The organism is Microbacterium ulmi (genome assembly GCF_011759705.1).
GTDB lineage: Bacteria > Actinomycetota > Actinomycetes > Actinomycetales > Microbacteriaceae > Microbacterium > Microbacterium ulmi.
The window spans coordinates 269,841-293,853 of record NZ_JAAOZF010000001.1; the positions used below are offsets into that span (position 1 = coordinate 269,841).

The following is a 24,013-nucleotide window of genomic DNA, read 5'->3' on the forward strand; positions in this document are numbered from 1 at the left end:
GTGCTCGTCGATACAGTGGGAAATGTAATTGAGTTCCACGACGAATCAGGCCGCTGGGCGTCCAAGTCACAGCTATCCGGTGTTGTGGGCCCCAATCTCGGCCGCAATGTACTCGCGAAGTGCCGGATCGGACACGTACACGTACGTGCCAAGCATGCCCCTGGTAAGCAGAACTCCGTAGATGTTTCGGATGAACTCAAGCAGATCGTCATCCGAGTAGACGATGCCGCGTTGCTTGTTGTTCTCTTTGCCCTTGGCATCGCGATACGAGTCGCGATCGATGAAGAGCCGTCGCGAGTGCGGGTCGTAGCGGAGGTCGTTGCCGATGATGACGCCTGCGTAGTTGAGGTCGTAACCCTGGACAGTGTGAATCGACCCGACCTCGTGAATGGACGCCGGGCTATTGATCCAGTCCTTGGCTTGGCTGTTCCAGCGAAGGCGCACGCCATCGAGCTCGATATCGAACGCTTCCTTGTCGCGATTGCTCTTCCACTCCCATGCGTAGCCGGCGATCAGGCGGGCGAGGCCGTGCTCGTCGTTGCGGTCGAAGATCTCGCGCCGCATCGCCGCGAGGTTGTCGAAGAACCTCAGGTCATAGTCACCGAAGTCCGGGCGCTCGGTCGCGTTGGACTCTCCCCGCAGAACGTCCCGAACGAATTGCACATAGTCGGCGCCTGCACGCACGCGCATCTGGGTGGACAGCGGATACCGGCGATGTGTCGATCTTGCCTCGTCCACGAGGGATCGGAGAGCGCTCTGAGGCAGGTCAGCCGGCCGTACGGTCTGCTCGACGTCGAGCAGATAGATTTGGTGCCGACTCTGAGCGCGGATCCAGTCCAACTGTGTCTTCGATGGATCGTCAGCGCCAAAGAGCTTTTCGTTGATCGTGATGAATCGCTTGTTGTTTACACCCGACGACTGGTTCGCGCGCTGGTTCAGGCGATGAGTTTCGTCGACTATCAGCAGATCCCACTGATGATCCGATGCCCCGACGTCGAAAGGCGTCAGGATCTGTGCCTCCGTGACTTTCGGTGTCTTCTTGAACACACGCTTGATGGACTCGCGCAAGGACTGCTGAGGCACGACGAACCCGATCCGAAGGCCCGTGAGTAGCTCGCGATTGTCGGGGACGAAGAAGTCGGCGAACATCGAGTCTGGTTCGACTTCGTCTGCATCACTGTGGTCGCGGATGTCTGCGAGGAGCTTCATCAGAAAGATTGCGACGATGGTTTTGCCCGTCCCGGGCTGTCCCTCGATCACGCTCGCGGACGACGCTCCGTTGTCGAGGTCGGCAAGGAGTCCTTCCACAATGTCCTCGACGGCGATTGCTTGTTCCGGCGTGAGCACTTTGAACGGCGATAGTTTGAAGAGGTCGCTGTTCTCGATCTCAGGGATGCTGCGTTGGAAGATTCCGTCTGATCGCAACTTGTCGAAGATGTCGCGGAAACTCTCCCGGTAGAGGTCCCGCTCGTAGTACCGAGCATCGATGATCCCCTCGTTGCCATTCATCACCGTGAATTGTCCGTCGCCGGCGAGCCAGCGGATCAGATGAGACTCCAGATCGAGGCACGCCGACTTGTTGAAGGTGTCGTCGATGACGACGCGCACGCTCCGGAATGCGTTCTTGGCAGGGTTCGCGAGATGTTGGCGCATGCGCGCAGCGGCGTTGACCGTCTCACCGACGTAGACGGCGCCGGCGCCAGCCGAGTCGGCACCATCAAGCACATAGACGACGGGCCAGTTTCTGCGGCGCTCGTCGCCAGCCACCCAGCCCGAGATCGCACCTGACGTGAAGTTCAGGCGCTCGATCTCAAAGGGCGTCATACTTCGTGCTCCGTCCCCGGGCCCGATCGGCCGGGTATTTCTCTCCAGTCGCGACAAGTTTCTCAAGCACGATCTCGTCGAGGTCGACCCCGAGCCGCGCGGCGAGCAGCGTGCAGTAGGTCACGACGTCGGCGAGCTCGGCTCGCATCTGCTGCATGTCGGCATCGTCGCTCCACTGGAAGCACTCCAGCAGCTCGCCCGCCTCGATGGCGATGCTCTTGGCGAGGTTGGCCGGGGTGTGAAACTGCGCCCAGTCACGCTCTCGAACGAACTCCTCCAACGCCTTCCGAACCTGCTCACTCGTCACGGTGCGACCGTATCAGGACGGGTGGCGCGGACTCCGCCCTGTCGTCAACCCGATGCCAACCCCGCTCTCCAAGCGTTGCAGCAAGGCGAGCAGGCCGATGGGAGGGAGCTGCGTGGCGGAACCCCGGGAACTATGGGTTGCGCCGGCACGCAAACTCCAGCGATTCCCGCCACCCGTCCGTCCGGGGATATCAACGTACGACAGTGTCCGCCCGACAACTGGAGCGGATTATCGTACGCGGGCGTTCGAGCTCGTCGTCGTGGCCCTCGCTTGCGGAAGGATCCTAGCCGCCAACTCGATCTGATCGATAGGTTGATCACGTGCCATCGCCCGCCTTCAGCCTCCGCGCAGGTGACATCGTCACACGTGCAGACCTCGTGGTGGAGTATGGCGGAAGCGTTCAGTCTGGCGGCATCGTTCCGAGCAACACGTCCAACTCCGTCTTTGTGTTCACGGACCCCGCCGAGGGCAGACAGTTCGGCTACGTCTATGACGGTTTCTCCCCGGACGGCACGGTGTTCCACTACACGGGCGCGGGCCGCGATGGGGACCAGAAGCTCAGTGGCAGCAACTCACCGATCCTGACCCACACCGCAAAAGGGCGCTCCCTCCACGCGTTCAGCGCAGCGGGCGTCGTGGCGGGATCGAGCACGAAGCTCCAGCGATACATCGGCGAGTTCATCCTTGATCCCGACGTGCCATTTGAGCGCATGCCAGCGCTCGATCGGAGCGGAGCGCTTCGCACAGTCCTCGTCTTCCGGCTGCTGCCGGTGAGCGTGATCCCCGATGACGTCGTTGAGCTCGTCGGATACTCCGGAGTGACGCGCGAACCGAACGCCATCTCTGTTCCCGTCGAGATCAACTCAACCGAGTTCTTCGAGACGGCGGATCGCGCGGGTGGCCTGGCGGTGCGGCGCGAGTCGCAACTTGTCGACGAGTTCATTGCACATCGAGTCGGGCACACCTTCACTCGGTGGGCGATCAACCTCCCCGCCGAGCGCACCCGGCTCCTCACCGACATCTACGACGAGGCCGATCACACCCTCTACGAAGCGAAGGCGATCGCCGGCCGCTCAGACCTCCGTATGGCGGTCGGCCAGCTCTACGACTACCGCCGACACGTGCACGTCGACGACTTACACTGTTCGGTCCTTCTTCCCGAACGCCCCACCGCTGACCTCCGGGATCTTCTCCGCGATGCCGGACTTGGGCTTGCCTTCCGCGAGCAGACAACCTTCGTGCTTGAGCCGCCCAACACCCCACAGCGAGGAGAACGGCTCCACCAGTGACACGGCGATTCAACGTGGTGGGCGCGGTCATCGTGAGCGACGAACGTGTGCTCGCCGCGAAGCGAGGGTCGAGCGGAAGCCTGCCCAACATGTGGGAGTTCCCCGGTGGAAAGGTCGAGGACGGTGAGTCCCCGCAAGAGGCACTCGCTCGCGAAATTAGCGAGGAGTTGCTCGTCGACATCAGAGTCGGCGAGGAGATCCTTACGACGATTCACGATTACGAGTTCGGGGTCGTGACGCTGACCACCTACTACTGCAAACTCCGTTGCGGAACTCCGCAGCGCACAGAGCACGCGGCGCTTCGCTGGCTCACGCCGGACGAGCTCTCTTCTGTGGAGTGGGCGCCGGCGGACGTCCCCGCGGTCGAACGTGTCCGCTCGGATCTTCGAACCGGCTAGGTGCAGTGCCCAGCCAGGTTGTTTGAGATGCGGCTGATGGGCGGGAGTGCTCCGATGGCGGTGTGGGGCCTGTGGTGGTTGTAGAAGTGCAGCCAGGCTGGGAGTGGGGCGCGGCGGGCTGACTCAGAGTTGTGGTGCTTCGCGTAGGCCCAGCCGTCGGCGAGGGTGCGGTGGAACCGTTCGATCTTCCCGTTTGTCTGCGGTCGGTAGGGGCGGGTGCGCTTGGGTGTGACGCCGAGCTCTGCGCAGGTGGCCTGCCAGGCATGCGAGCGGTAGGCGAGCCGTTGTCGGAGAGGACTCGTTCGACGCGGACGCCGCGGTCAGCGAACCAGGAGACGGCGCGCTGGAGGACGCCGGTGGCGGTCTCGGCGCGTTCGTCGTCGTGGATCTCCGCGTAGGCGACGCGGGAATGGTCATCGATGACGGTGTGGACGAAGGCTGTGCCTGTGATCATGTCGCCGGCGATGCCGCGCTTTCCGGTCTGCTTCGCGGTGACCGCGCGGTTCCGTTCGCCTTGGGGGCGGCCGACGAACCGCCAGCCGCCGCCGACGGGGATGTTGCCGAGCTTCTTCACGTCGACATGGATCAGCGCGCCCGGCGTTTCGTGCTCGTAGCGGCGGGCCGGTTCGCCGGTTTTCACATCGACATGGGAGAGCCTGTTCAACCGGCAGCCGTGCGCCGGCAAGGGGCCCGAGGGACTGCTGTTCGGCGATGGGGTCAATCACATGCGCAACTCGGGCAGCAAGGGCTGGTTCGCGAACGCGGTCCGGCGTGCGCAGGCGTTCGATCCGTCGATCCCGCGGCTCACTCCTCACGACCTCCGCCACACCGCCGCGTCGCTCGCGATCAGCTCCGGCGCCAACGTGAAGGCCGTGCAGCGGATGCGGGGCACGCGTCGGCGGCCATGACGCTCGACACCTACGCGGACCTCTTCGACGACGATCTGGATGCCGTCGCATCGCGCCTCAACGAGGCCATGCCGCTCGTGGCGCTGCCGGCGGGTCCGCAGACGCGCTACGCCCGACCGACGTAACGCCAGAGAGCAGACTGCCCAACTTTTCGACGAGGCTCAGGACGCCAGAAATGCTCGATTTCGTCGTTCTGAGGCATCGAACGACGCTCCGTGAAGGCCGTCGAATCCGCCTCGGTTTCGGCTCACAGCTTTCTCAAATGCGGCCAAGAAGCGGCCAAAAACGCATTCTCAATGGTCTGACCCCAGAAGGAATCCCTGGTCAGGCCCAAGAAACACTTGTGCCCCTGGAGGGACTCGAACCCCCAACCGTTTCCTTAGGACGGAACTGCTCTTCCATTGAGCTACAGAGGCTGGCTGATCGAGTCTAGCGGCCTGCGTCGCGGTCTCCGCTCTCGCTAGGCTCGCGGGAGGCGACGGATGGGGAGCGGATGAACGGTGAGCTGGCGGTCGTGCTGATCCTGCTGCTCGTCGCGATCGCGATGTTCGCGATCGGGCGACCGCGCATGGACGTCGTCGGCATCCTCGTGATCGTCGCGCTCCCGCTGACCGGCATCCTGACCGTCGACGAGACCCTCGCGGGGTTCGCCGATCCCAACGTCATCCTCATCGCGGCGCTGTTCGTCGTCGGCGAAGGGCTCTCGCGCACGGGTGTCACGTATCGGCTCGGCGACTGGCTCGCGCGCACCGCCGGCGCCAGCGCGACGCGGCTCATCGTGCTGCTCATGCTGTCGGTCGCGCTCCTGGGCGCCGTGATGAGCTCGACCGGCGTCGTCGCGATCTTCATCCCCGTGGTCCTCAGCATCGCGGCGCGCACCGGCATGTCGGCGCGGCAGCTCATGATGCCGCTCAGCTTCGCGGGGCTCATCAGCGGCATGCTGACCCTCATCGCGACGGCTCCCAATCTCGTCGTCAACGCCGAGCTCATCCGCGACGGCTCTGACGGCTTCGGCTTCTTCTCGTTCACGCCGTTCGGCCTCGTCGTGCTGATCCTCGGCATCGGCTACATGCTCTTCGCGCGGCGCTTCCTCGACAGGAAGGGGACGACGGATGCCGCGGACCGCCGCAGCACGTTCGAGACCCTCACCGCCGACTACAACGTCGACGGCCGCACCCACCGCTACAAGGTGCAGCCTCGCTCGTCGCTCGCGGGGCTCGCCCTCGCCGAGCTCGACCTCGGAACGGGCCGCCGCGGGGGCGCGCTCATCCTGGAGCGGTCGCGCCTCTTCCGCCGAACCGTCCACACGACCGCAGACAATGCGCGCATCGAACGAGGCGACGTCATCGTCACCGACGTCGACGTGCGCCCCGAGGATCGCGGCGTCCTCGGCCTCGAGGAGATCGAGAGCGGCGACGCGTTCTTCGAGACCTACTCGCGCCAGGTCGGGCTCGGCGAGGTGCTCATCGCGCCCGACTCGTCGGCGATCGGCAAGAGCGTGCGGGGGCTGCGCTTCCGCGACGAGCACGACCTCATCGTGCTCGGCGTGCGCCACGTGGGACGTGCGGCCGGCGCATCCTTCTCCTCTCTGCGTCTCGCCGCGGGCGACACCCTCCTCGTGGCGGGTCCGTGGAGCGCGATCTCCCGGCTGCAGGGCGAGTCGCGCGACTATCTCGTGCTCGACCTCCCCGTCGAAGGCGACGAGGTCGCGCCCGCGTCGAACCAGGCGCCGTTCGCGATCCTGAGCGTCGTCGTCATGATCGTCCTCATGGTCACGGGAGTCGTCCCGAACGTCGTCGCCGCGCTCATCGCCGCGCTTCTCATGGGCATCTTCGGCTGCATCGACATGCCGAGCGCCTACCGGGCCATCCACTGGCCGACGCTCCTGCTCATCGTGGGAATGATGCCCTTCGCGCTGGCGCTGCAGCGCACGGGCGGTGTCGACCTCATCGTGAACGGACTGCTCACGACGCTCGGCGGCGCGGGACCCCGCGTGCTGCTCGCCGGCATCTTCGCGCTGACGGCGATCATCGGGCTGTTCGTATCCAACACCGCGACGGCGGTGCTCATGGCGCCCATCGCGATCGGCCTCGCCCATGAGCTCGGGATGTCGCCGTACCCGTTCGCCATGATCGTGGCGCTCGCGGCATCCTCCGCCTTCATGACTCCGGTCTCGTCCCCCGTCAACACGCTCGTCGTAGAGCCCGGGCGCTACACGTTCTTCGACTTCGTCAAGGTCGGAACGCCGTTCACGATCATCGTGCTCATCGTGAGCGTGCTGCTCGTGCCCGTCATCCTCCCCCTGTGACAGCGCCCGTCACGGGATGAGCACGGTCCGGATGCCGGGGGCATCCGCCCTCTCCCACTCCGCCTCGACCTCCGCGAGGGGTGCGGTGCGCGTCCGCACAGCGATCTGTCCCGCTGCGATCGCGTCGACGAGCGGCGGGAGCTCGCCGAGGTAGCCGCGGGGCGACACCGAGCCCTGCCCGCTTCCGAGGAACCGCAGGTTCGCAGACCTCAGCGCAGCGGACGGGATGCTCGCGGCCGCCCCTGCGACCGATCCGATCTGCACCCAGGCGAGCGCGCGGGCGCGGTCTGCGCGCGCCGTCAGGATCGCGACGATCGCGCGTTCGGTGGGCTCGCCCCACAGGTAGTCCAGGACGACGTCGACCTCCGCGGCCGCGGCGGCGAGCGCGGCATCCGTCTCCCGCCGATCGCCCGTGAGCTGCACGATCTCGTCCGCGCCGCGATCCGTCAGCGCACCGAGACGCGCGCGATCGCGTCCCGCCGCGACGACGCGTCCTGCGCCGAGGAGCTTCGCGATCTCGACGGCCATGCCGCCCGCATTGCCCGTCGCGCCGAGCACGAGGACGCTGTGACCGGCCTCCAGCTCGACACGGCGACGCAGCGCGACCCACGACGACATCGCGGGGTTCATGGCCGCCGCGATCGGCGTGACGTCGACGCCCTGCGGCAGCTCGATCGCGCGTCGCGGGTCGACGACGGCCCACTGGGCCATCGTGCCGAGCTGATCGTCGTCGGCGGCGAAGTAGACGAGGGCGCCGTCGGCACGCCGGCCCACGCCGTCGATCCCGGGGATGAGCGGCAGCCGTCCCGTGCTCGTGTAGTGCGCGCCGCGGGCGCCCGAGCGCACGCGAGGGTGCAGCCCCGCAGCGAGCACCTCGACGACGATCTCGCCGTCATGCGGAGCGGGCCTCTCGACGGGGAGGTAGTGCGGCGGCTCGTCGAAGCTCGTGACGACGGCGGCGTTCATAGTGCTCATACGACATCTCCCATTAGTCCGCGGCACGTACTAATATAGTACGTGCCGCGAACTTTGTCGACTATGCTTGCGGAGTGACGGATGCCGATCTCTCCCCCGCCGACGGGCTCGCACAGCTCGTGTTCCGCGTCCACGGCATGCTCGAGCACCGCGCGAACGAGCACGGCATCTCGATCGTTCAGCTGCGGATGTTGGGGCTCCTGCGCGATCGGATCCCCCTCATGAGCGAGCTCGGCGCGCGCCTCGGACTCGACAAGTCGAGCATCAGCGGGCTCGTCCAGCGCGCCGAGACGCGCGGACTCGTCGAGCGCTTCCCCTCCCCCGACGACGGCCGCGCCGTGCTCGTGCGGCTCACGGATGCGGGACGCGAGCTCGCCGCCCGCGGCGAGGCCGAGTTCGGCGACGACGTGCGGAACCTCCTCGCACACCTCCCCCCGGCCGAGCGGCACGTCCTGGCGCGCCTCGTCTCGAAGCTCCTCGTGTCAGATGCCGCGGCATCCGGAGTCGAGCTCTTCCCGCGCGAGTGACGGCGGGGCTGCCGCGCCGCACGTCCCACGAAGACGGATCGACGGACGGCCCATGCCCCCGACGAGCACCTCGCCGCGCCGGGGCTGCGGCACGGGAAGCTCCCCGGCCCGCAGCTCGTCCACCGAGCCGTATCTCCACCGAGCCGTATCTCCACCGAGCCGTATCTCCACCGAGCCGTATCGTCGCAGAGGACAGCCTTCATTCGATGCCCCGCTGGGTTGAGCGAACGACCCTGCCGACCCGCGGACAGCCTGTCGACACGGTGTCGCCGAGGCCGGGGCCACGCGAGTAGACCCGTCCGGCCACGACGTCAAGCCCATGGGCGGAGCGCGTCGGCGCCCGTATCTTCGGCCTTCCGAGAGAAAGGTGCCGACGATGTCGAACTACCCCGTTACCGCTCCGCTTCCGCCCGACCGCGACGACCCCGCCGTCGACACCGCCGAGATCGCCACGCAGGACCTCGACGGCGTGCGAGTCCTCGATCCGGATGCCGATGACGACCTCATCGACAGCGCCGAGGCCGACCGGATCGCCGCGGGCGCGAACGACGAGGACTGACCTCACCGGAAGTCCCTCGAGTGGTGGTGCACGCCGACCCGCAGGTCTTCGAAGGCGTCGGCGAGGAGGTTGGTCACCCCTTCAGGCGAGCGCTCCAGCATCCCCCTCGCGATGAGGGCAGGCGAGTCCCGCACGACGCGGCGATGGCGGTTCCACACCCCGACCGAGCAGATGACGTTGACGAGGCCGTGCTCGTCTTCGAGGTTGAGGAACGTGACACCGGATGCCGTGGCCGGCCGCTGCCGGTGCGTCACGAGTCCTGCGACCTCGATGCGGCGGCCGGTCTCGTGCGTGCGCAGCTCGGCGGAGGTGAGGACTCCTCGGGCGTCGAGCCCCGAACGGTAATGCGTCATGGGATGATCGCCCGTCGAGACGCCCGTCGCCCACAGGTCGGCCGCGAGCAGGTCGTAGCTCGTGGGGTCGGGGAACAGCGGCGGCTGGACGGCGACGAGCGAATCGGGGAGGTACTCGGCACGGTCCTGCGCCGCCGATCCCGCCAGCCAGATCGCCTCACGACGCGTCAGACCGAGGCATTCGAACGCCCCCGCCGTCGCGAGCGCCTCGACCTGCGCGGCCGTGATGTCGGTGCGGCGCACGAGATCGCGCAGATCGCGATACGGGCCCTCGGCATCGCGGGACGCGACGATGCGCTTCGCGACGGCCTCGCCGATGCCCTTGACCGCAGCGAGACCGAGCCGCACGGCGAAGCCGCCGTCGCGGCGATGCGCCGCTGACTCGTCGGGAGCCTCGCGGTCGAACGGGCCGACGGGAGGCTGGACCGTGTCGAGGCAGGAGCCGAGACCGGTCGGCGGCAGCGTGAGCACGCTGGTTGGGGGCGATCCGAGAACAGGAGAGACCACGGAGGCAGGAGGCTCCCCCGGCGACGAGCCCTGCTCTCGCGGACTCGTCTGTTCCCGAGACGACGGCAGGGGTGGTGACGGCGGCGGCGCGGCGAGCGGCTCGAGCAGCGCCTCGACCCCTGACGCGTGCAGATCGGGCCGACGCACCTCGACGCCGTGACGGCGCGCGTCGGAGACGAGCGTCGCGGGCGAGTAGAAGCCCATCGGCTGCGCACGCAGGAGCCCCGCGAGGAACGCGCCGGGGTAGTGGAGCTTGAGCCACGACGACGCGTAGACGAGGAGCGCGAACGACAGCGAGTGCGACTCCGCGAACCCGAAGTTCGCGAACGCCTGGATCTTCGCGTAGATCGCGTCCGCGTCCTCCCCGACGAGCCCGTTCTCGGCCATCCCCGCGTACAGCTTCTCCTTCAGCGACTCGATGCGCTCGACGCCGCGCTTCGACCCCATCGCCCTGCGGAGGAGATCGGCATCCTCCCCCGACAGGCCCCCCACCGCCATGCCCATCTGCATGAGCTGCTCCTGGAACACGGGGATGCCCATCGTCCGCTCGAGCACGGGCCGGAGCTTCTCGTGTGGGTACGTCACGGGCTCCTGCCCGAGCTTGCGCCGCACGAACGGATGCACCGCACCGCCCTGGATGGGCCCCGGGCGGATGAGGGCGATCTCGATCACGAGGTCGTAGAACCGCCGCGGCTGAAGTCTCGGTAGGAGCCCCATCTGAGCACGCGACTCGACCTGGAACACGCCGATCGAGTCGGCGCGGCACAGCATGTCGTAGACGGCCTGCTCCTCCTTCGGGATCGTCGACAGCTCCCAGTCCTCGTCCGTCGCCCCGCGGACGAGGTCGAAGCAGTACTGCAGGGCCGCCAGCATCCCGAGCCCCAGCAGGTCGAACTTGACCAGGCCCATCCAGGCGGCGTCGTCCTTGTCCCACTGGATGACCGTGCGGTCCTCCATGCGCGCGTGCTCGATCGGCACGACCTCGCCGACGGGCCGGTCGGTCAGCACCATCCCCCCGGAGTGGATGCCGAGGTGCCGTGGCGCCTTCAGCAGCTCGGTCGCGTACTCCAGCACCCGATCGGGGATGTCGTGTCCCTCCCCCGTCTCGAGCTTCGCCCCCCATCCCTCGACCTGCTTCGACCAGGCGTCCTGCTGCCCCGGCGAATGGCCGAGCGCCTTCGCCATGTCGCGCACGGCGTTCTTCGGCCGGTACTGGATGACGTTCGCGACCTGCGCCGCGCGCTCGCGCCCGTACTTCCCGTACACCCACTGGATGATCTCCTCCCGCCGGTCGGAGTCGAAGTCCACGTCGATGTCGGGCTCTTCGTCGCGCAGCGACGACAGGAACCGCTCGAACGGCAGGTCGTACGCGATCGCGTCGACCGCCGTGATGTCGAGCAGATAGCAGACGGCGCTGTTGGCCGCGGAGCCCCGCCCCTGGCACAGGATGCCGCGGTCGCGCGCCTCCTGGACGATGCCGTGGACGATGAGGAAGTACCCGGGGAAGTCCTTCGTCTCGATGACGTCGAGCTCCCGCTCGATGCGTGCCCGCTGCGCATCGGTCAGATCGGGGTATCGGCGCGGGACGGCCGCCCACACGAGCTGCCGCAGGTACGACATCGGCGTGTGCCCCTCGGGCACCTCCTGCTTCGGAAGGGCGGGCTTCGCCCTGCGCAGCGGGAACGCGAGCTCGTCGGCGAGGGCCACCGTGCAGGCGACGGCACCGGGATGCCGCGCGAAGCGCTCGGCCATCTCGGCGCCCGACCGCAGGTGCGCGCCGGTGTGCGAAGGGAGCCAGCCGTCGAGCTCGTCCAGGCTCCGGTTCGCGCGCACCGCCGCGATCGCCGCGGCGAGCTGAGCGCGCTCGGGGACGGCGTAGTGCGCGTTGTTCGTCGCGAGGAGAGGGAGCCGCCGATCGGCGGCGAGCGCTGCGAGCACGTCGTTGTCGCGCGTGTCGAGCGGGCTCCCGTGGTCGAAGAGCTCGACGTGCACGGCATCCCTCCCGAAGAGCGCGACGAGCCGGTCGAGCTCCTCTCCCGCACCGTCCGGTCCTCGGTCGGCGAGCGCCTGTCGCACAGCCCCCTTGCGGCACCCCGTCAGCACGGCCCAGTGCGGATCGCCCGGTCCGCCGGCCTGGTCGGCGAGCTCCGCGAGGTCGTACAGGGGTCTCCCCTTCTCGGCCCCCGCGAGCTGCGCGTGCGTGATGGCCGCCGCGAGCCGGTGATACCCCTCCTCGCCGCGGGCGAGGACGAGCAGGTGCGTCCCGACGGGGTCGGGCTCTCCGTTCTGCGGCTTCGGGAGCCCCAGCGACAGCTCGGCTCCGAACACGGTCTTGAGCGTCATCGCCTCCGCCGCCTCCGCGAAGCGGACGATGCCGTAGAAGCCGTCGTGGTCGCTGATCGCGAGGGCGTGCAGGCCCAGTCGCTCGGCCTCCTCCGCGAGCTCTTCCGGAGACGACGCGCCATCGAGGAACGAGTACGACGAGTGCGCATGCAGCTCGGCGTAGGGCACGGCGTCGGCGGGGCGCTCGATCGCGGGCGGCACGTAAGGTCCGCGCTTGTGCGACCACGCGGGGCTGTCTCCGCCGTCTGCGCCCGCCGGGGCACCGCCGGGGCGCCGCCTGTCGCTGAGGAGCGCCTCCATCTCCGACCACGGCACGGAAGGATTGTGGAAGCCCATCAGCCGCTCCCGTCGTCAGGGTTCGGCGGGCTCGCCGACCCGCGAGGCCGCTCAGTCATAGCGCGCCTCCGCCGTCCACCGGGCGCCTTCGCACACGAGGAGCCACGCGACCCCGTCGGCGTCGACGACCTGGAACCGGTGCGCGCGGCGCGCGCGCGCGGCATCCCACCCCCGCTCGATAATCGGCCAGGGCCCCGCCCATGCCTCGATCGAACGACGGCGCCCCCCTTCAGCGAGGACGGCGGGGACGGCCGACACACGACCGCGGTCGTCGAGCGTCACGGCTCCGCCTGGAGGCGCCGCCCACACCTCGACGGGATGCGGCCCTGCGAACACCGTCGCGGGCAGCGGATCGGGAAGGCTCCCCGGCCAGGGCCTCGCGCGCTCCTTCGTCGTCACGGCCCTGTCGCCCCACGGAACGAGCACCTGCCGTTCGGCGAGCCATCGCCCGCCCCCGATCGTGGGCGTCAGCACGCCCCTGTGGCCCAGCATCGCCTGCACGCGCGAGAGCGCATGGTGCACGCGCTCGTCGGGTCCGGCTCCGAAGATCGCAGGAGCGTGGTGGGATGCCGCATCCACCGCCGCCGGCTCGATCCGCACGCGAGCAACGCCGCTGCGGAGCAGCGCCCTCCCGTCCTCCCCGTCTCCGGGCGGCCCCACCTCTTCTGCGAGCTGCCACCGCACGCGGTCGACGACGGCGGCCGCGTCGAACGATCCCGGATGCAGCCACACGCGTTCGCTGTGCTCTCCCCGATCGCCGGAGAGCTCGACACGCAGCTCGGTGCAGACGAGGTCGATCGCGCCGAGGCCCGCGATGAAGGCGTCGGCGGCCTGCCGCACGCCGAACGCGACCTGCTCGGCGAGCTCGAGCGGCGGCTCGAAGACGACGTCGCGATGCAGCTCGGGTGGAGGGATCCGGGGATCGACGGCCCGAGGATCTCGGCCCGATGCGAGGGAGTGCAGACGGATGCCGCTCTCTCCGAACCGCTCGCGGACGCGGTCTGGCTCCATCGCGGCGAACTCGCCGAGCGACTGCACGCCCAGACGTGCGAGCAGCCCCACGAGCTCGGCCCCCGTCGCAGGCGCGGCGTCGGCGAGCGTCGCGATCGGCAGCGGCGCGAGGAAGCCCGCCGCGCCCCCCGCCGGCACGAGGCACACGGGATCGCGGGGACCCGTCCCCGCGCGCGCGGCCTGCTCGGCCGTGAAGCGACCGTCGGCGATCCCCGCTCGCGCTCCGTCGAGCCCCAGCTCGCTCAGGGCCGCGAGGAGCACGGCGGCGGCCTCCTGCTCGCCGCCGTAGTACCGGGCAGGACCCCGCGCGCGCAGGGCGCACAGCCCCGGCCGCACGATCTGCACGCCGGGAGCCCGTTCCTCGATCAGCGCGACGACGGGGGCGAACGCCCGGTGATCGCGCACGGGATCGGCGGCGACGACCGCGAGCCGTGGACATCGCGCCTGCGCGTCGCGACGGCGCAGGCCCCGCCGCACGCCTTCGGCGCGGGCCGCGGCCGAGCATGCGACGACCTCGTTGCGCTCGAGCACGGCGACCGGCTGGGCGGGGTCGACGAACCCTTCGCGCGCGAGGGCCGTGACGGGCCAGTCGGGAAACCACAGCACGAGGCTGCGGACGGGGATGCCGGACCGCACGTCAGCCCACCGCCTCCGTGAGCGGAATCGGCTCGTCGAGCAGGCGCCGCACGAGCGACGCGAGCTCGTCGCCCTGCTCCCGTGGGAGCGTCTCGTTCCGCATGATCGCCCTCATCGTGACATCATAGAACGTATGTTCTAGACTTCCAATGGATGAGATCGAAGATATCTCTCGCCTCGGACATCGCACCGGCACCTCGCGCACTCGGGCGATGTCGGCACGTGCGCCCGTCGCCCTCACCGACCCGCAGGCGGCCGCGATCGAGAGGACCGCGCGGATCGTCGCAGTGCCCGTGCCCGTGCCGAGCTCGCGGGAGGCTCCGTGCGGTGCATGATCGCCGGCATCCATCTCGATGCGCGTCCCGTCGGCGCGCGCGCGTCGACCCGCGTCAGCGCGGCATCGAGCGGGCGCTCAGCGCGACCCAGAGCGCGCTGCGATCGTCGGGTGAGTCGAGGCTGACTCCCAGCAGCCGCTCGACGGCGTCGAGACGCTTCACGAGGGTCTGGCGGTGCAGTCCCAGTGCGGCGGACGCGCGCGTGATGTGCCCGTTGTGCTGCAGGAACGCCGCGAGGGCGTCCGCCAGCGCCGGATCGGCCGCCTCGTCGAGTCGCGCGAGCACGGCGTCGGCGACGGAGGCCCGTCGGTCCTCGGGGATCGCATCCAGGACGACGCTGTGGAGGAGCATCTCCTCGTAGCGCTGCAGGGGCACGCGGGAGTGCTCTGCATGGCGGAGCGCGGCGGCGGACTCCTGAGCGGCGACGACGAGCTCGCCGATGCGGTGAGACGCGCTCACTCCCGCCTGGCCGCCGCGACGCGCCAGCTCGCGGAAGACCTCCCCGACGACATCCGACAGCTCGACGGGAGACAGAGCGGCGATGAGGACGAAAGGGGCCTCGGGCGTCGCGCGGGCCACGAACACGCTCGGAACGGCGCGATCGAACAGGATGTCGTTGACCCCGCCGGCGATCCCCGCGCCGACCGCGCCGGGTATCCGCAGGCTCGCCACCGTCACGGAGGCCCGCGCGGGAAACCCCAGGGCGGCGAGGGCGTCGATGCGGTCGCGCGTCGTCGCACCCTGCCGCAGCGCCAGTGCGCCCAGCCGGTCCGACGCCATCTGCCGCTCCGGCGAGAATCCGAGTCGGCGCTCGGCGTCGATCGACAGGAGCGTGACGGCGCCCGTGACGACCATGCGCTCGAGCGGAGTCGGCGCCCGCGTGGACGTGACGACGAGGAGCTGGCGGGTGCGGCGCCGGGTTCCCAGAGGATGGATGGCGGTGACCGCGCCCTCGTCGTCGATGATCTGCGCCACGGCCCCCTGCGTGCTCGCCCGCTCGAGATCGGCGCGCAGCGCGTCATATCGTTCGGCCGCGGCGCCGGGCGAGGCATCCAGCACGGTTCCCCGGATGCTCAGCACCGCGACCTGGCTGCCCGTCGCCGCAGCGAGCAGTCGCAGCACCTCCGCCCGGCCGCGCGGTTCGAGGGCGGCGGAGGTGAGCTGCCGCTGGATGTCGTACGCGCGCTGCACGGTCGCGAACTGCTCCGAGGCGAGCCGGGTGGTCACGAACTGGGACACCGCGACGAACGGGACGTCGATCGGCACCTCGATGACGGGGATGCCGCGCTGTTCGCCCGCCTCGACGATCGCGGGGGGAACGACGCCGTAGGGGGCGTGGACGGTCCCTCCCGTGCCGAAGCCGACGCCGGAGATCCCCCGGTCCGCCAGCCGCTCCATGTACTGCATCATCGACGCCGGCGTCGACAGCTGGAGTCCCGTCGTGATGAGGAACTCGCCGCCCTGCAGCCACGGCGTGGGGTCAGCGACCTCGCTCACGTGCACCCAGCGGATCTCGCGGTCGAGCTCGGCGGCGCCCGCGACGCATCTCAGCTCGAGCTCGGTCTCCTCGAGCAGCTGACGCAGTGTTACCGCCACGTTTCTCCCCGTGCCTGGTCGCCGTCCGCAAGGGCGGTTCCTCATCATTATGGTGGTTTGGATGCGCGCGAACCGACAGGACGTCGATAGCGTGCCGCCTTTGCGGCAGGGAGACTGGCACGGCATCCTGATCCGCTCCACCCGACCCCACGGAGATCACATGAGAAACCGCGCTGTTCTCGCGACCGCGGCCCTCGCCCTCACGACCGTCGCCCTCGCGGGCTGCGCCGTCGAAGGCCCGGGCACGACGGCCGATGCCGATGCACTCAAGATCGGCTGGCTCCTGCCCCAGACCGGTCCGATCTCGAGCCTGGGCGCACCGCAGATCGCAGCGCTCGAGCTCGCAGCCGCAGACGTCTCCGCAGCGGGCGGCGCGGCCGGACTCGAGATCGAATACGTCGGCGGCGACGAGGCGGGCGACACGGCGGCGGCCGCGCAGGCCGTCGATCGGATCCTGGCGGACGGGGTGAGCGCCGTCATCGGCGCAGGAAGCTCGTCCATCACGCTCAGCGTCATCGACCGCATCACGGGGGCCGGCGTCGTGCAGTGCTCCGGCATGAACACGTCGCCCGCGCTGACGGGCTACCCGGACGACGGCCTCTACTTCCGCACGGTCCCCTCGGACATCCTGCAGGGCGGCGTGCTCGCCGAGCGCATCGCCGCGGACGGCGGAGCGAATGTGGCTGTCATCGCGCGCAGCGACTCGTACGCGACGGGGCTGGCCGACGCCCTCGTCGACGCCCTGCCCGACAACGGGCTCGCACTGGCGGATCGGGTCGACTACGACCCCTCGGCGACGAGCTTCGACGCCGAAGTGCGCAGGGTCGTCGCGAGCGGCGCCGACTCGATCGTGCTCCTGAGCTTCGACGAGGGCGCCACCATCCTGCAGGGTCTGATCCAGGCAGGCGCGGGTCCCGAGTCGGTGAACCTCTACGGCACCGACGCGCTTCCCATCGCGTCGCTTGCCGAGACGGTGGACCCGTCGAACCCCGCGGCGCTCGAGGGCATGACCTTCACGCAGGCGTCCTCGGGCGAGGGCTCGGACTTCACGGCCCGCCTCCTGCAGAAGTCTCCCGAGCTCACCACGACGGCGTTCACTCCGTACTTCTACGACTGCGCCATCCTCATCGCGCTCGGCGTCGAGCAGACCGGCAGCACCGACCCGCGGGGCATCGCCGACGCGCTCGTGGGCCTCACGAACGGCGACGAGGAGTGCACGACGTTCGCGGACTGCAAGAAGCTGCTCGCCGAGGGCGCGTCGATCGCCTACGTCGGCGCGGCCGGACCGCTGAAGTTCGACGAGGACGGTGAGCCGACGACGGGCCTCTACGACGTGCTCGTCATGCAGGCCGACGGCACCACCACGACGGTCGACACCGTCCGACGGACGATCGAGAAGTAGGCCCGTCATGAGCACCGCAGTCGACACCCTCGACAGCCGGACGAACCGGAGCACCGGCCGGCGCCGCGCTCTCCTCGTCGCGGCCGTCGTCGTGCTCTCGGCTGCGGTGCTCGTCGCCGTCGTGCCCGCCGGTCCCGTCGCGATCGTCCAGGCGATCGCCGACGGCGTGCGCGTCGGGCTGATCCTCGCGCTCGTGGGGATCGGCCTCTCCCTCGTCTTCGCGACGACGGGCGTGTTCAACTTCGCTCACGGCGAGCTCGCGACCCTCGGCGCGCTGACGACCTGGGCGCTCAACGCCGCGGGCGTTCCGCTCGTGCTCGCGATGGCGCTCGTGATCCCGGTCGGCATCGCTGCCGGCTATGTCGGGGAGAAGGCCGTGTGGCGTCCGCTGCGCCGCCGGGGCGTCAGCCTCCCGGGCATGCTCGTGGTCGGGATCGGCCTGGGCCTGGCGCTGCGCAGCTCGTTCCTGTTCGCCATCGGCGGCGGCGCGCGCACGTACCGGGAAGGCTCGGTGCAGGCCCCCATGGACGTCTTCGGCGTCTCGATCCAGCCGAAGCAGATCGCGGCGGTGGCCGTCGTGCTCCTCGTGCTGGCGGCGCTCGCCCTCTTCCTGCGGTTCGCGCCGCTCGGACAGGCCATCCGCGCGGTCTCCGACGATCGCGAGCTCGCAGCGGCCACCGGCGTCGCCGTCGACCGCGTCCTGGCCGCCGTGTGGATGATCGGCGGCGCGCTCGCGACGCTCGGCGGCGCGCTCATGGGCCTGTTCGAGCAGGTCAGCTGGCAGATGGGCAATCAGGTGCTCCTGCTGGTGATCGCCGGAGTCACGCTCGGCGGCCTCGGCAGCGTCGCGGGAGCCGCCGTCGGAGGCGTCATCGTCGGGGTCGTGACGCAGCTGAGCGTGCTGGTCCTTCCCGCCGAGCTCAAGTACGTCACGGCGCTCGTGCTTCTCATCCTCATCCTGCTCATCCGCCCGTCGGGGCTGTTCGGGCGTCGTCAGCGGATCGGATGACCGGAGCCATGGATCCGACAGCACTGTTCACAGACGCCCTGCGCGCCGCCATCAGCCCGACCGCCGCCGCGTACGCGCTCGCGGCGATCGGCCTCAACCTCCAGTTCGGGTACGCGGGACTGGTCAACCTCGGCTTCGCCGGGACGATGGCGGCGGGCGCCTACGGGCTCGCGATCGTCGTCGTCAGCGGCGGGCCGTTCTGGGCGGGCATCGTCGTGGGAGCGGCGACCGCGGCGGTCTTCTCGCTCCTGGTCGCGCTGCCGACCGTCCGGCTCCGAGCGGACTACCTGGCGATGACGACGATCGCGACGGCCGAGATCCTGCGTCTGATCCTCCGCTCCAGCTGGGCGCGGCCCGTGACGGGCGGCGTGAACGGCCTCCAGCGGTTCGCGAACGAGTTCTACGCGCTGAGCCCGTTCGGCACCCGCAGCTTCGCGATCGGTCCCGTGATCGTCCCGGGGCGGACGCTGTGGCTGATCGTCGTCGCCTGGGCCCTCGTCGCGATCGTCGCCGTCGTGATCGGAGCGATCGTCCGCAGCCCCTGGGGACGCACCGTCGTCGCGATCCGCCAGGACGAGGATCTCGCGCGGGCCCTCGGCAAGAACACGTTCGCGATCAAGGTCCAGGTGATGGTGGTCGGCGGCGTCTGCGCCGCGCTGGCCGGGAGCGTGCTCGTGACCGATCAGCAGAACGCCAATCCCGACAACTTCGGCACGCCGCTGACCTTCATGCTCTACGCGATCGTCATCCTCGGCGGCGCGGGCCGCATCCTGGCTCCGATCGCGGGCGCGATCCTCTTCTGGGTGCTGCTGTCGGTCACCGACGGCATCCTTCGTGCCCTTGCGGATGCCTCGACCGCCGCCGGCGGGTGGTTCGGGCAGGATCAGGCGGGCGCCGCCCGGTACATCCTCGTGGGGGTCGGCCTGGTGCTCGTGATCGTGTTCCGTCCGCAGGGGCTGCTGGCGCGGGCGGCGCGCCGGCCGTCTGGAGCGACTGCATGAGCGCCTCGTCCATCGCTGCCGCCTCGTCGATCCCTCTCGAGGAGACCGCGCTGCGCATCCAGGGGGTCCGACGCGCGTTCGGCGGCGTCACGGCGGTCGACGTCGACGAGATCCGCGTGCCGCGCGGCAAGCTCACGGCGCTCATCGGCCCCAACGGAGCGGGCAAGTCGACGCTGTTCGACATCATCACGGGCTTCGAGGCGGCGGATGCCGGAACGTGGTCGTTCGAAGGCCAGCCGCTGTCGGGCCGCCGCGCGCACTCGATCGCGCGGCTCGGGCTCGTGCGCACCTTCCAGGCGACCCGGATCGTCGAGGGTGAGTCGGTCCTTCAGAATATGATGCTGGCCGCGCCGGCGCAGTCCGGCGAGAGCCTCCTGCGTGCTGCGTGGCATCCCGGGTGGCGTCGCGGGGAGCGTGCGGAGGCCGAGCGCGCCATGGCGCTGCTGGAGCGGTTCCGGCTCGCCGAGAAGGCGTCGGAGGACGCGGCCGGCCTGAGCGGCGGCCAGCGGCGCCTCCTCGAGGTCGCTCGTGCCCTCATGGCGAAGCCGCGCGCACTGCTGCTGGACGAGCCCCTCGCGGGTGTCAACCCCGCGCTCCGCGAGAAGGTCATGGAGCACCTCGTGTCGCTGCGCGACGAGGGCCTCACCCTGCTGTTCGTCGAGCACGACATGGATGCGGTCATGACGCTCAGCGACCACGTCGTGTGCCTCGCGACGGGGCGGCGCATCTCTGAGGGCACTCCGGCCGAGGTGGCGGGCGACCCCGCCGTCGTCGACGCGTATCTGGGAGCGAACAAGCCCGTCTCCGCCGCTCGGCCGCGGACGACCACGCGCGACGACGATGTCGTGCTGGACGTCCGCGGCCTCACTGCGGGGTATCACCCTGGACGGCCCATCGTCTCGGACATCGACGCGCAGGTGCGACGGGGCGAGATCGCCGCGATCATCGGCGCGAATGGCGCGGGCAAGTCGACACTGCTGAAGGCCGTCGCCGGCATCGTCCCCGTCAGCACCGGCACCGTGTCGGTCGACGGCTCGGACATGTCGCGGACGAGCGTGCATCGACGGGTCCGCGACGGCATCGGATACGTCCCGCAGTCGCGCAACGTCTTCCCCTCGCTGACGGTCGCCGAGAACCTCCGGATGGGCGAGTACGGCCGCCGACACGACCGGGAGGCGATCGACCGCGTGCTCGCGATCTTCCCCGGTCTCCGCGACCGGCTCGGCGCGCGCGCCGGGTCGCTCTCGGGAGGACAGCGTCAGGCCGTCGCCATGGCCCGCGCGCTCATGCCGCAGCCGCGACTGCTGCTGCTCGACGAGCCGTCCGCCGGGCTCTCGCCGATGGCACAGACGAGCGCGTTCGAGACGATCGCGGACACCGCACGATCGGGTGTCGCCGTCCTCATCGTCGAGCAGAACGCGCGCGACTGCCTCGCGATCAGCCATCGCGGCTACGTGCTCGAGCAGGGCCGGGTCGCGCTGACGGGCACCGGTCACGACCTGCTGCACGACGACCGCGTGATCGAGCTGTACCTCGGCGCGCTGCGCACCCGGCTCGAGACCGACCCCGGCGTTCCACAAGACCCGACCCACGAGGAGACCCGATGACCGACCCCATCCGCACGTTCGAGCTCGTCGGCGCGCCGTTCGACGGCGCCGCCACGCTCGGATGGCCCGGCTCGCGGCACGCGCCGGCGCGCATCCGCGAGTCGCTCGCGTGGATGACGATGCGCTCCGAGGGCGGCCAGGTGTTCAGCCTCGACACGGGCGGACTGCTTCCGGCCGGACCGGATCTGATCCGGGATGCCGGCGACGTGGCGGTCGTCCCTCACGACGTCCTGGCGACGCTCGACGCCGCAGCGCAAGGGGTGAGCGACGTGGTGCGCCGCGGCAGCGTGCCGATCCTGCTCGGCGGCGACGACTCGCTCCTGCTCGCCGGCGCGCGCGGGCTGCACGACGCCGTGGAGGGCACCGTCGCGATCGTCCACTTCGACGCCCACCTCGATCTCATGGACGAGAGCGTCAGGCAGGGCCGGTTCAGCCATTCCAGCGGCATGCGTCGTGCCCTCGAGCTCGACCGCGTGCGCGTCGAACACAGCATCCAGCTCGGCCCGCGTCACTTCAACTACCCGTCGTCGCTGCGGTTCATCCAGGAGTCGGGCCTCCCGCAGATCCCCGCCGTCGAGGTCATCGAAGCCGGCTGGCGTCCGGCAGCCGATCGGGTGCTCGACCGCATCCGGGGAGCCGACCACGTCTTCTTCAGCTTCGACATCGACACGATCGATCCCGCGCACGCGCCGGGGGCGGGGGCCCACGAGCCGGGCGGCATCACGTCGCGCGATGCGATCGAGCTCGTCAAGGTCCTCGCCCCGCACTGCGACGCGTTCGCCGTCACGGAGGTGAACCCGATGACCGACCACAACGACCTCACCTCCAATCTCGCCGCGTATCTCTGCTACTACTTCGCCGTCTTCGGCGCCGTCGCGGCATGACGGTCCGCGGGGACGAGGGGATCCACCGGCGCAGGCCGGGAGCCGTGGCCTACGGCGCCGAGATCGGCGTCGTCATGCTCGACTTCGACTCGCCGTTCGTGCCGGGCGACATGGGGAACGCGGCGACCTACTCGAGGCCGGCCGCCTTCCGCGCCGTGCCGGGGCTCTCGGTCTCGGCGATCCTGGAGGACGACGCGGGCGCATTCGAGGCGGCCGTCGTCGACGCCGCGCTCGAGCTCGCGGCAGGCGGCGTGCGGGCGATCACGAGCAACTGCGGGTTCATGATCCGGTACCAGGATGCCGTGGCCGCCGCCGTCGCGCCCGTTCCGGTGGGACTGTCGAGCCTCGTCCAGCTTCCGATGCTCGCTGCGCTCCTGCCCGCCGGCGGCAGGATCGGCATCGTCACGGCGGACGCGAGAGTCCTCGATGCGGCGTTCGTGGAGCGGTTCCTTCCCGGCCTCGGCGCACGTGTCGCGGTGCACGGCCTCGAGTCGGCCCCGTCCTTCCGTCAGACGATGTTCGAGCTCGGCGACGAGCTGGACGCCGACGGGATCCGCCGGGAGGTCGTCGACGCCGTGGCGATGCTCACCCGACGCGAACCCGACGTCTCGGCCCTGCTGTTCGAGTGCGCCGCGCTGCCCGCCTACTCGTCGGCCGTGCAGTCGGAGTTCCCCCGCCTGCCCGTGTTCGACTTCGGCACACTCGCGGAGCTGCTGCTGACCGCCACCGCCCGCACGCCGTACATCGGGCACGTCTGAGGAGAGAGATGAAAGTCGTCGCCGGCTGGCATGCCAGCCCGATGGAGCTCGATCGGGTGCGGCGGGCCCTGCCCGTCGGCACGGAGGTCGTGACGCTTCCGGGCCACGACGCCGTGGCCTTCCCCTACGGCGCCGACCGCGCCGCCTATCTCGAGGCGATGCGCGACGCGGATGCCGTGATCACGTGGGTGCTGCCGCACGACGTCGTGCGAGCGGCGCCGAAGCTCGCGCACGTGTCGTGGCTGCACGCGGGCTGCGACCGCCTGCCGTTCGACGAGTTCCGAGCCAGGGGCATCACCCTCGCCAACGTCCCCGACGCCCACCAGGCTGCGATCGCCGAGCACGCGTGGGCACTCGTCCTGGCGGCGGTCAAGCGCATCGTGTGGAAGCACGGCGAGCACGTCGCCGGCCGGCACGTCCCCTACTGGCGCGACGGCGGCGTCGGGGGCACGCTCTCCGGATCGACGCTCGCGGTGCTCGGAGTGGGAAGCATCGGAGCGCAGATCGCCCGCGTCGCACATGCCTTCGACATGCACGTGGTGGGAGTGCGCCGCAACGGAACCGTGCCGCATCCCCACGTCGACAGGATGTACGGCGAGCACGAGCTGCATCTCGCCCTCGCGCAGGCCGACGTCGTCGTGATCGCCGTGCCGTCCACCGCCCGCACCCGTGGCCTCATCGACGCGGAGGCGCTCGCCGCGCTGCGTCCCGGAGCGGTCGTCGTGAACATCGCGCGCGGGGACATCGTCGTGGAGGAGGCCGTCCGCGACGCCCTCGACGAAGGCCGGGTCGGCGTGTTCGCGTCGGACGTGTGGTGGGACTACGAGGACGCGATGCCTCCCGACCAGCACTTCGGGTCGCCGTCGCGTCTGGGAGTGCATCTGCGCGACGACGTCATCGTCTCGGGCGATCAGGCCTCGAACGTGTACTTCGCGCGGGATCGCATGCTCGATCGGGGCCTCGAGAACCTCGCCGACATGATCGCGGGTCTGACACCGCGCGGGGCCGTCGACCTCGATGAGGAGTATTAGGCCGCGGCGTCGATGGACGAGCCGGCGATGGACGAGTCGGCGAGCCGCACCACGAGCACGGGGCCACGGGGCCACGGGCCACGAGGCAAGGGGCCCCAGGAGGCCAGGA

The 24,013-nt window shown here is 69.9% G+C and carries 18 protein-coding genes, 1 tRNA gene and 2 pseudogenes; 13 read left to right on the top strand and 8 right to left on the bottom strand.

The genetic code is table 11. The features are described 5' to 3' along the window. Positions 1-72: 72 nt before the first annotated feature. Together FHS08_RS01275 and FHS08_RS01280 are read right to left on the bottom strand one after the other, a co-directional pair. Complete coding sequence (locus tag FHS08_RS01275; RefSeq protein WP_167034753.1) at positions 73-1,824, bottom strand: DUF2075 domain-containing protein; 1,752 nt, start codon at positions 1,822-1,824, stop codon at positions 73-75. After that, positions 1,811-2,131, bottom strand: coding sequence for a MazG-like family protein (locus tag FHS08_RS01280; protein ID WP_167034755.1), 321 nt, complete (start codon positions 2,129-2,131; stop codon positions 1,811-1,813). The genes FHS08_RS01275 and FHS08_RS01280 overlap by 14 nt, the downstream gene beginning before the upstream one ends. 320 nt (positions 2,132-2,451) lie before the next feature. Between FHS08_RS01280 and FHS08_RS01285 the strand changes: the two genes are divergently transcribed. Beyond that, positions 2,452-3,420, top strand: coding sequence for an SRA domain-containing endonuclease (locus FHS08_RS01285; RefSeq protein ID WP_167034757.1), 969 nt, complete (start codon positions 2,452-2,454; stop codon positions 3,418-3,420). Positions 3,421-3,437: 17 nt separating this feature from the next. Further along, complete coding sequence (locus FHS08_RS01290; RefSeq protein ID WP_341800399.1) at positions 3,438-3,818, top strand: (deoxy)nucleoside triphosphate pyrophosphohydrolase; 381 nt, start codon at positions 3,438-3,440, stop codon at positions 3,816-3,818. Here the strand turns inward: FHS08_RS01290 and FHS08_RS01295 are convergent. After that, a pseudogene (locus tag FHS08_RS01295) lies at positions 3,815-4,488 on the bottom strand (IS481 family transposase); the annotation flags it as partial. The gene FHS08_RS01290 and the pseudogene FHS08_RS01295 sit on opposite strands and share 4 nt — an antisense overlap. Between FHS08_RS01295 and FHS08_RS01300 the strand changes: the two are divergent. Next, a pseudogene (locus FHS08_RS01300) lies at positions 4,487-4,851 on the top strand (tyrosine-type recombinase/integrase); the annotation flags it as partial. The pseudogenes FHS08_RS01295 and FHS08_RS01300 sit on opposite strands and share 2 nt — an antisense overlap. Before the next feature lie 219 nt (positions 4,852-5,070). Here FHS08_RS01300 and FHS08_RS01305 read toward each other — a convergent pair. Further along, positions 5,071-5,142, bottom strand: a tRNA-Arg gene (locus tag FHS08_RS01305). 77 nt (positions 5,143-5,219) lie between these two features. On the opposite strand from FHS08_RS01305, the gene FHS08_RS01310 reads away from it, so the two are divergent. Then, positions 5,220-7,034, top strand: coding sequence for an SLC13 family permease (locus tag FHS08_RS01310; protein WP_167034761.1), 1,815 nt, complete (start codon positions 5,220-5,222; stop codon positions 7,032-7,034). A 9-nt stretch (positions 7,035-7,043) separates the two neighbouring features. On the opposite strand, the gene FHS08_RS01315 is transcribed toward FHS08_RS01310, so the two are convergent. Then, entirely contained in the window at positions 7,044-8,009 is a 966-nt protein-coding gene (locus FHS08_RS01315) for a quinone oxidoreductase family protein (protein ID WP_167034762.1), read from the bottom strand. 74 nt (positions 8,010-8,083) lie between these two features. On the opposite strand from FHS08_RS01315, the gene FHS08_RS01320 reads away from it, so the two are divergent. Together FHS08_RS01320 and FHS08_RS01325 are read left to right on the top strand one after the other, a co-directional pair. After that, a complete protein-coding gene (locus FHS08_RS01320) occupies positions 8,084-8,536 on the top strand; it encodes a MarR family transcriptional regulator (RefSeq protein WP_208382181.1) in 453 nt (150 codons plus the stop codon). Between the two features lie 376 nt (positions 8,537-8,912). Beyond that, positions 8,913-9,095, top strand: a complete 183-nt coding sequence (locus FHS08_RS01325; RefSeq protein WP_167034764.1) for a hypothetical protein — start codon at positions 8,913-8,915, stop codon at positions 9,093-9,095. A gap of 2 nt (positions 9,096-9,097) precedes the next feature. Here the strand turns inward: FHS08_RS01325 and FHS08_RS01330 are convergent, their stop codons facing one another. The 3 genes from FHS08_RS01330 to FHS08_RS01340 form a co-directional block, all read right to left on the bottom strand. Then, complete coding sequence (locus FHS08_RS01330; RefSeq protein WP_167034766.1) at positions 9,098-12,634, bottom strand: error-prone DNA polymerase; 3,537 nt, start codon at positions 12,632-12,634, stop codon at positions 9,098-9,100. Positions 12,635-12,685: 51 nt separating this feature from the next. Beyond that, complete coding sequence (locus tag FHS08_RS01335) at positions 12,686-14,281, bottom strand: Y-family DNA polymerase (RefSeq protein WP_167034768.1); 1,596 nt, start codon at positions 14,279-14,281, stop codon at positions 12,686-12,688. Positions 14,282-14,670: 389 nt separating this feature from the next. Next, the gene (locus tag FHS08_RS01340) at positions 14,671-16,212 is read right to left on the bottom strand and encodes a PucR family transcriptional regulator ligand-binding domain-containing protein (protein ID WP_167034770.1); all 1,542 of its coding nucleotides are present in this window, start codon (positions 16,210-16,212) and stop codon (positions 14,671-14,673) included. A gap of 160 nt (positions 16,213-16,372) precedes the next feature. Here FHS08_RS01340 and FHS08_RS01345 point away from each other — a divergent pair, with 160 nt between their 5' ends. From FHS08_RS01345 to FHS08_RS01375, 7 genes are read left to right on the top strand one after another with little or no spacing between them, the layout of a single operon-like run. Continuing rightward, complete coding sequence (locus FHS08_RS01345) at positions 16,373-17,614, top strand: ABC transporter substrate-binding protein (protein WP_167034772.1); 1,242 nt, start codon at positions 16,373-16,375, stop codon at positions 17,612-17,614. A 7-nt stretch (positions 17,615-17,621) separates the two neighbouring features. Then, positions 17,622-18,623 carry a branched-chain amino acid ABC transporter permease gene (locus FHS08_RS01350; protein WP_167034774.1) on the top strand — a complete coding sequence of 334 codons (1,002 nt, stop codon included), beginning with the start codon at positions 17,622-17,624 and terminating at the stop codon, positions 18,621-18,623. Between the two features lie 8 nt (positions 18,624-18,631). After that, the gene (locus tag FHS08_RS01355; protein ID WP_167034776.1) at positions 18,632-19,624 is read left to right on the top strand and encodes a branched-chain amino acid ABC transporter permease; all 993 of its coding nucleotides are present in this window, start codon (positions 18,632-18,634) and stop codon (positions 19,622-19,624) included. Continuing rightward, complete coding sequence (locus FHS08_RS17195; RefSeq protein WP_167034778.1) at positions 19,621-21,231, top strand: ATP-binding cassette domain-containing protein; 1,611 nt, start codon at positions 19,621-19,623, stop codon at positions 21,229-21,231. Before FHS08_RS01355 ends, FHS08_RS17195 begins: the two co-directional genes overlap by 4 nt. Next, positions 21,228-22,115 carry an arginase family protein gene (locus tag FHS08_RS01365; RefSeq protein WP_167034780.1) on the top strand — a complete coding sequence of 296 codons (888 nt, stop codon included), beginning with the start codon at positions 21,228-21,230 and terminating at the stop codon, positions 22,113-22,115. The genes FHS08_RS17195 and FHS08_RS01365 overlap by 4 nt, the downstream gene beginning before the upstream one ends. Continuing rightward, positions 22,112-22,873: an aspartate/glutamate racemase family protein gene (locus FHS08_RS01370; protein WP_167034782.1), complete on the top strand. Its 762-nt coding sequence runs from the start codon at positions 22,112-22,114 to the stop codon at positions 22,871-22,873. The genes FHS08_RS01365 and FHS08_RS01370 overlap by 4 nt, the downstream gene beginning before the upstream one ends. Before the next feature lie 8 nt (positions 22,874-22,881). Beyond that, complete coding sequence (locus FHS08_RS01375) at positions 22,882-23,904, top strand: NAD(P)-dependent oxidoreductase (RefSeq protein ID WP_167034784.1); 1,023 nt, start codon at positions 22,882-22,884, stop codon at positions 23,902-23,904. Positions 23,905-24,013 lie beyond the last annotated feature (109 nt).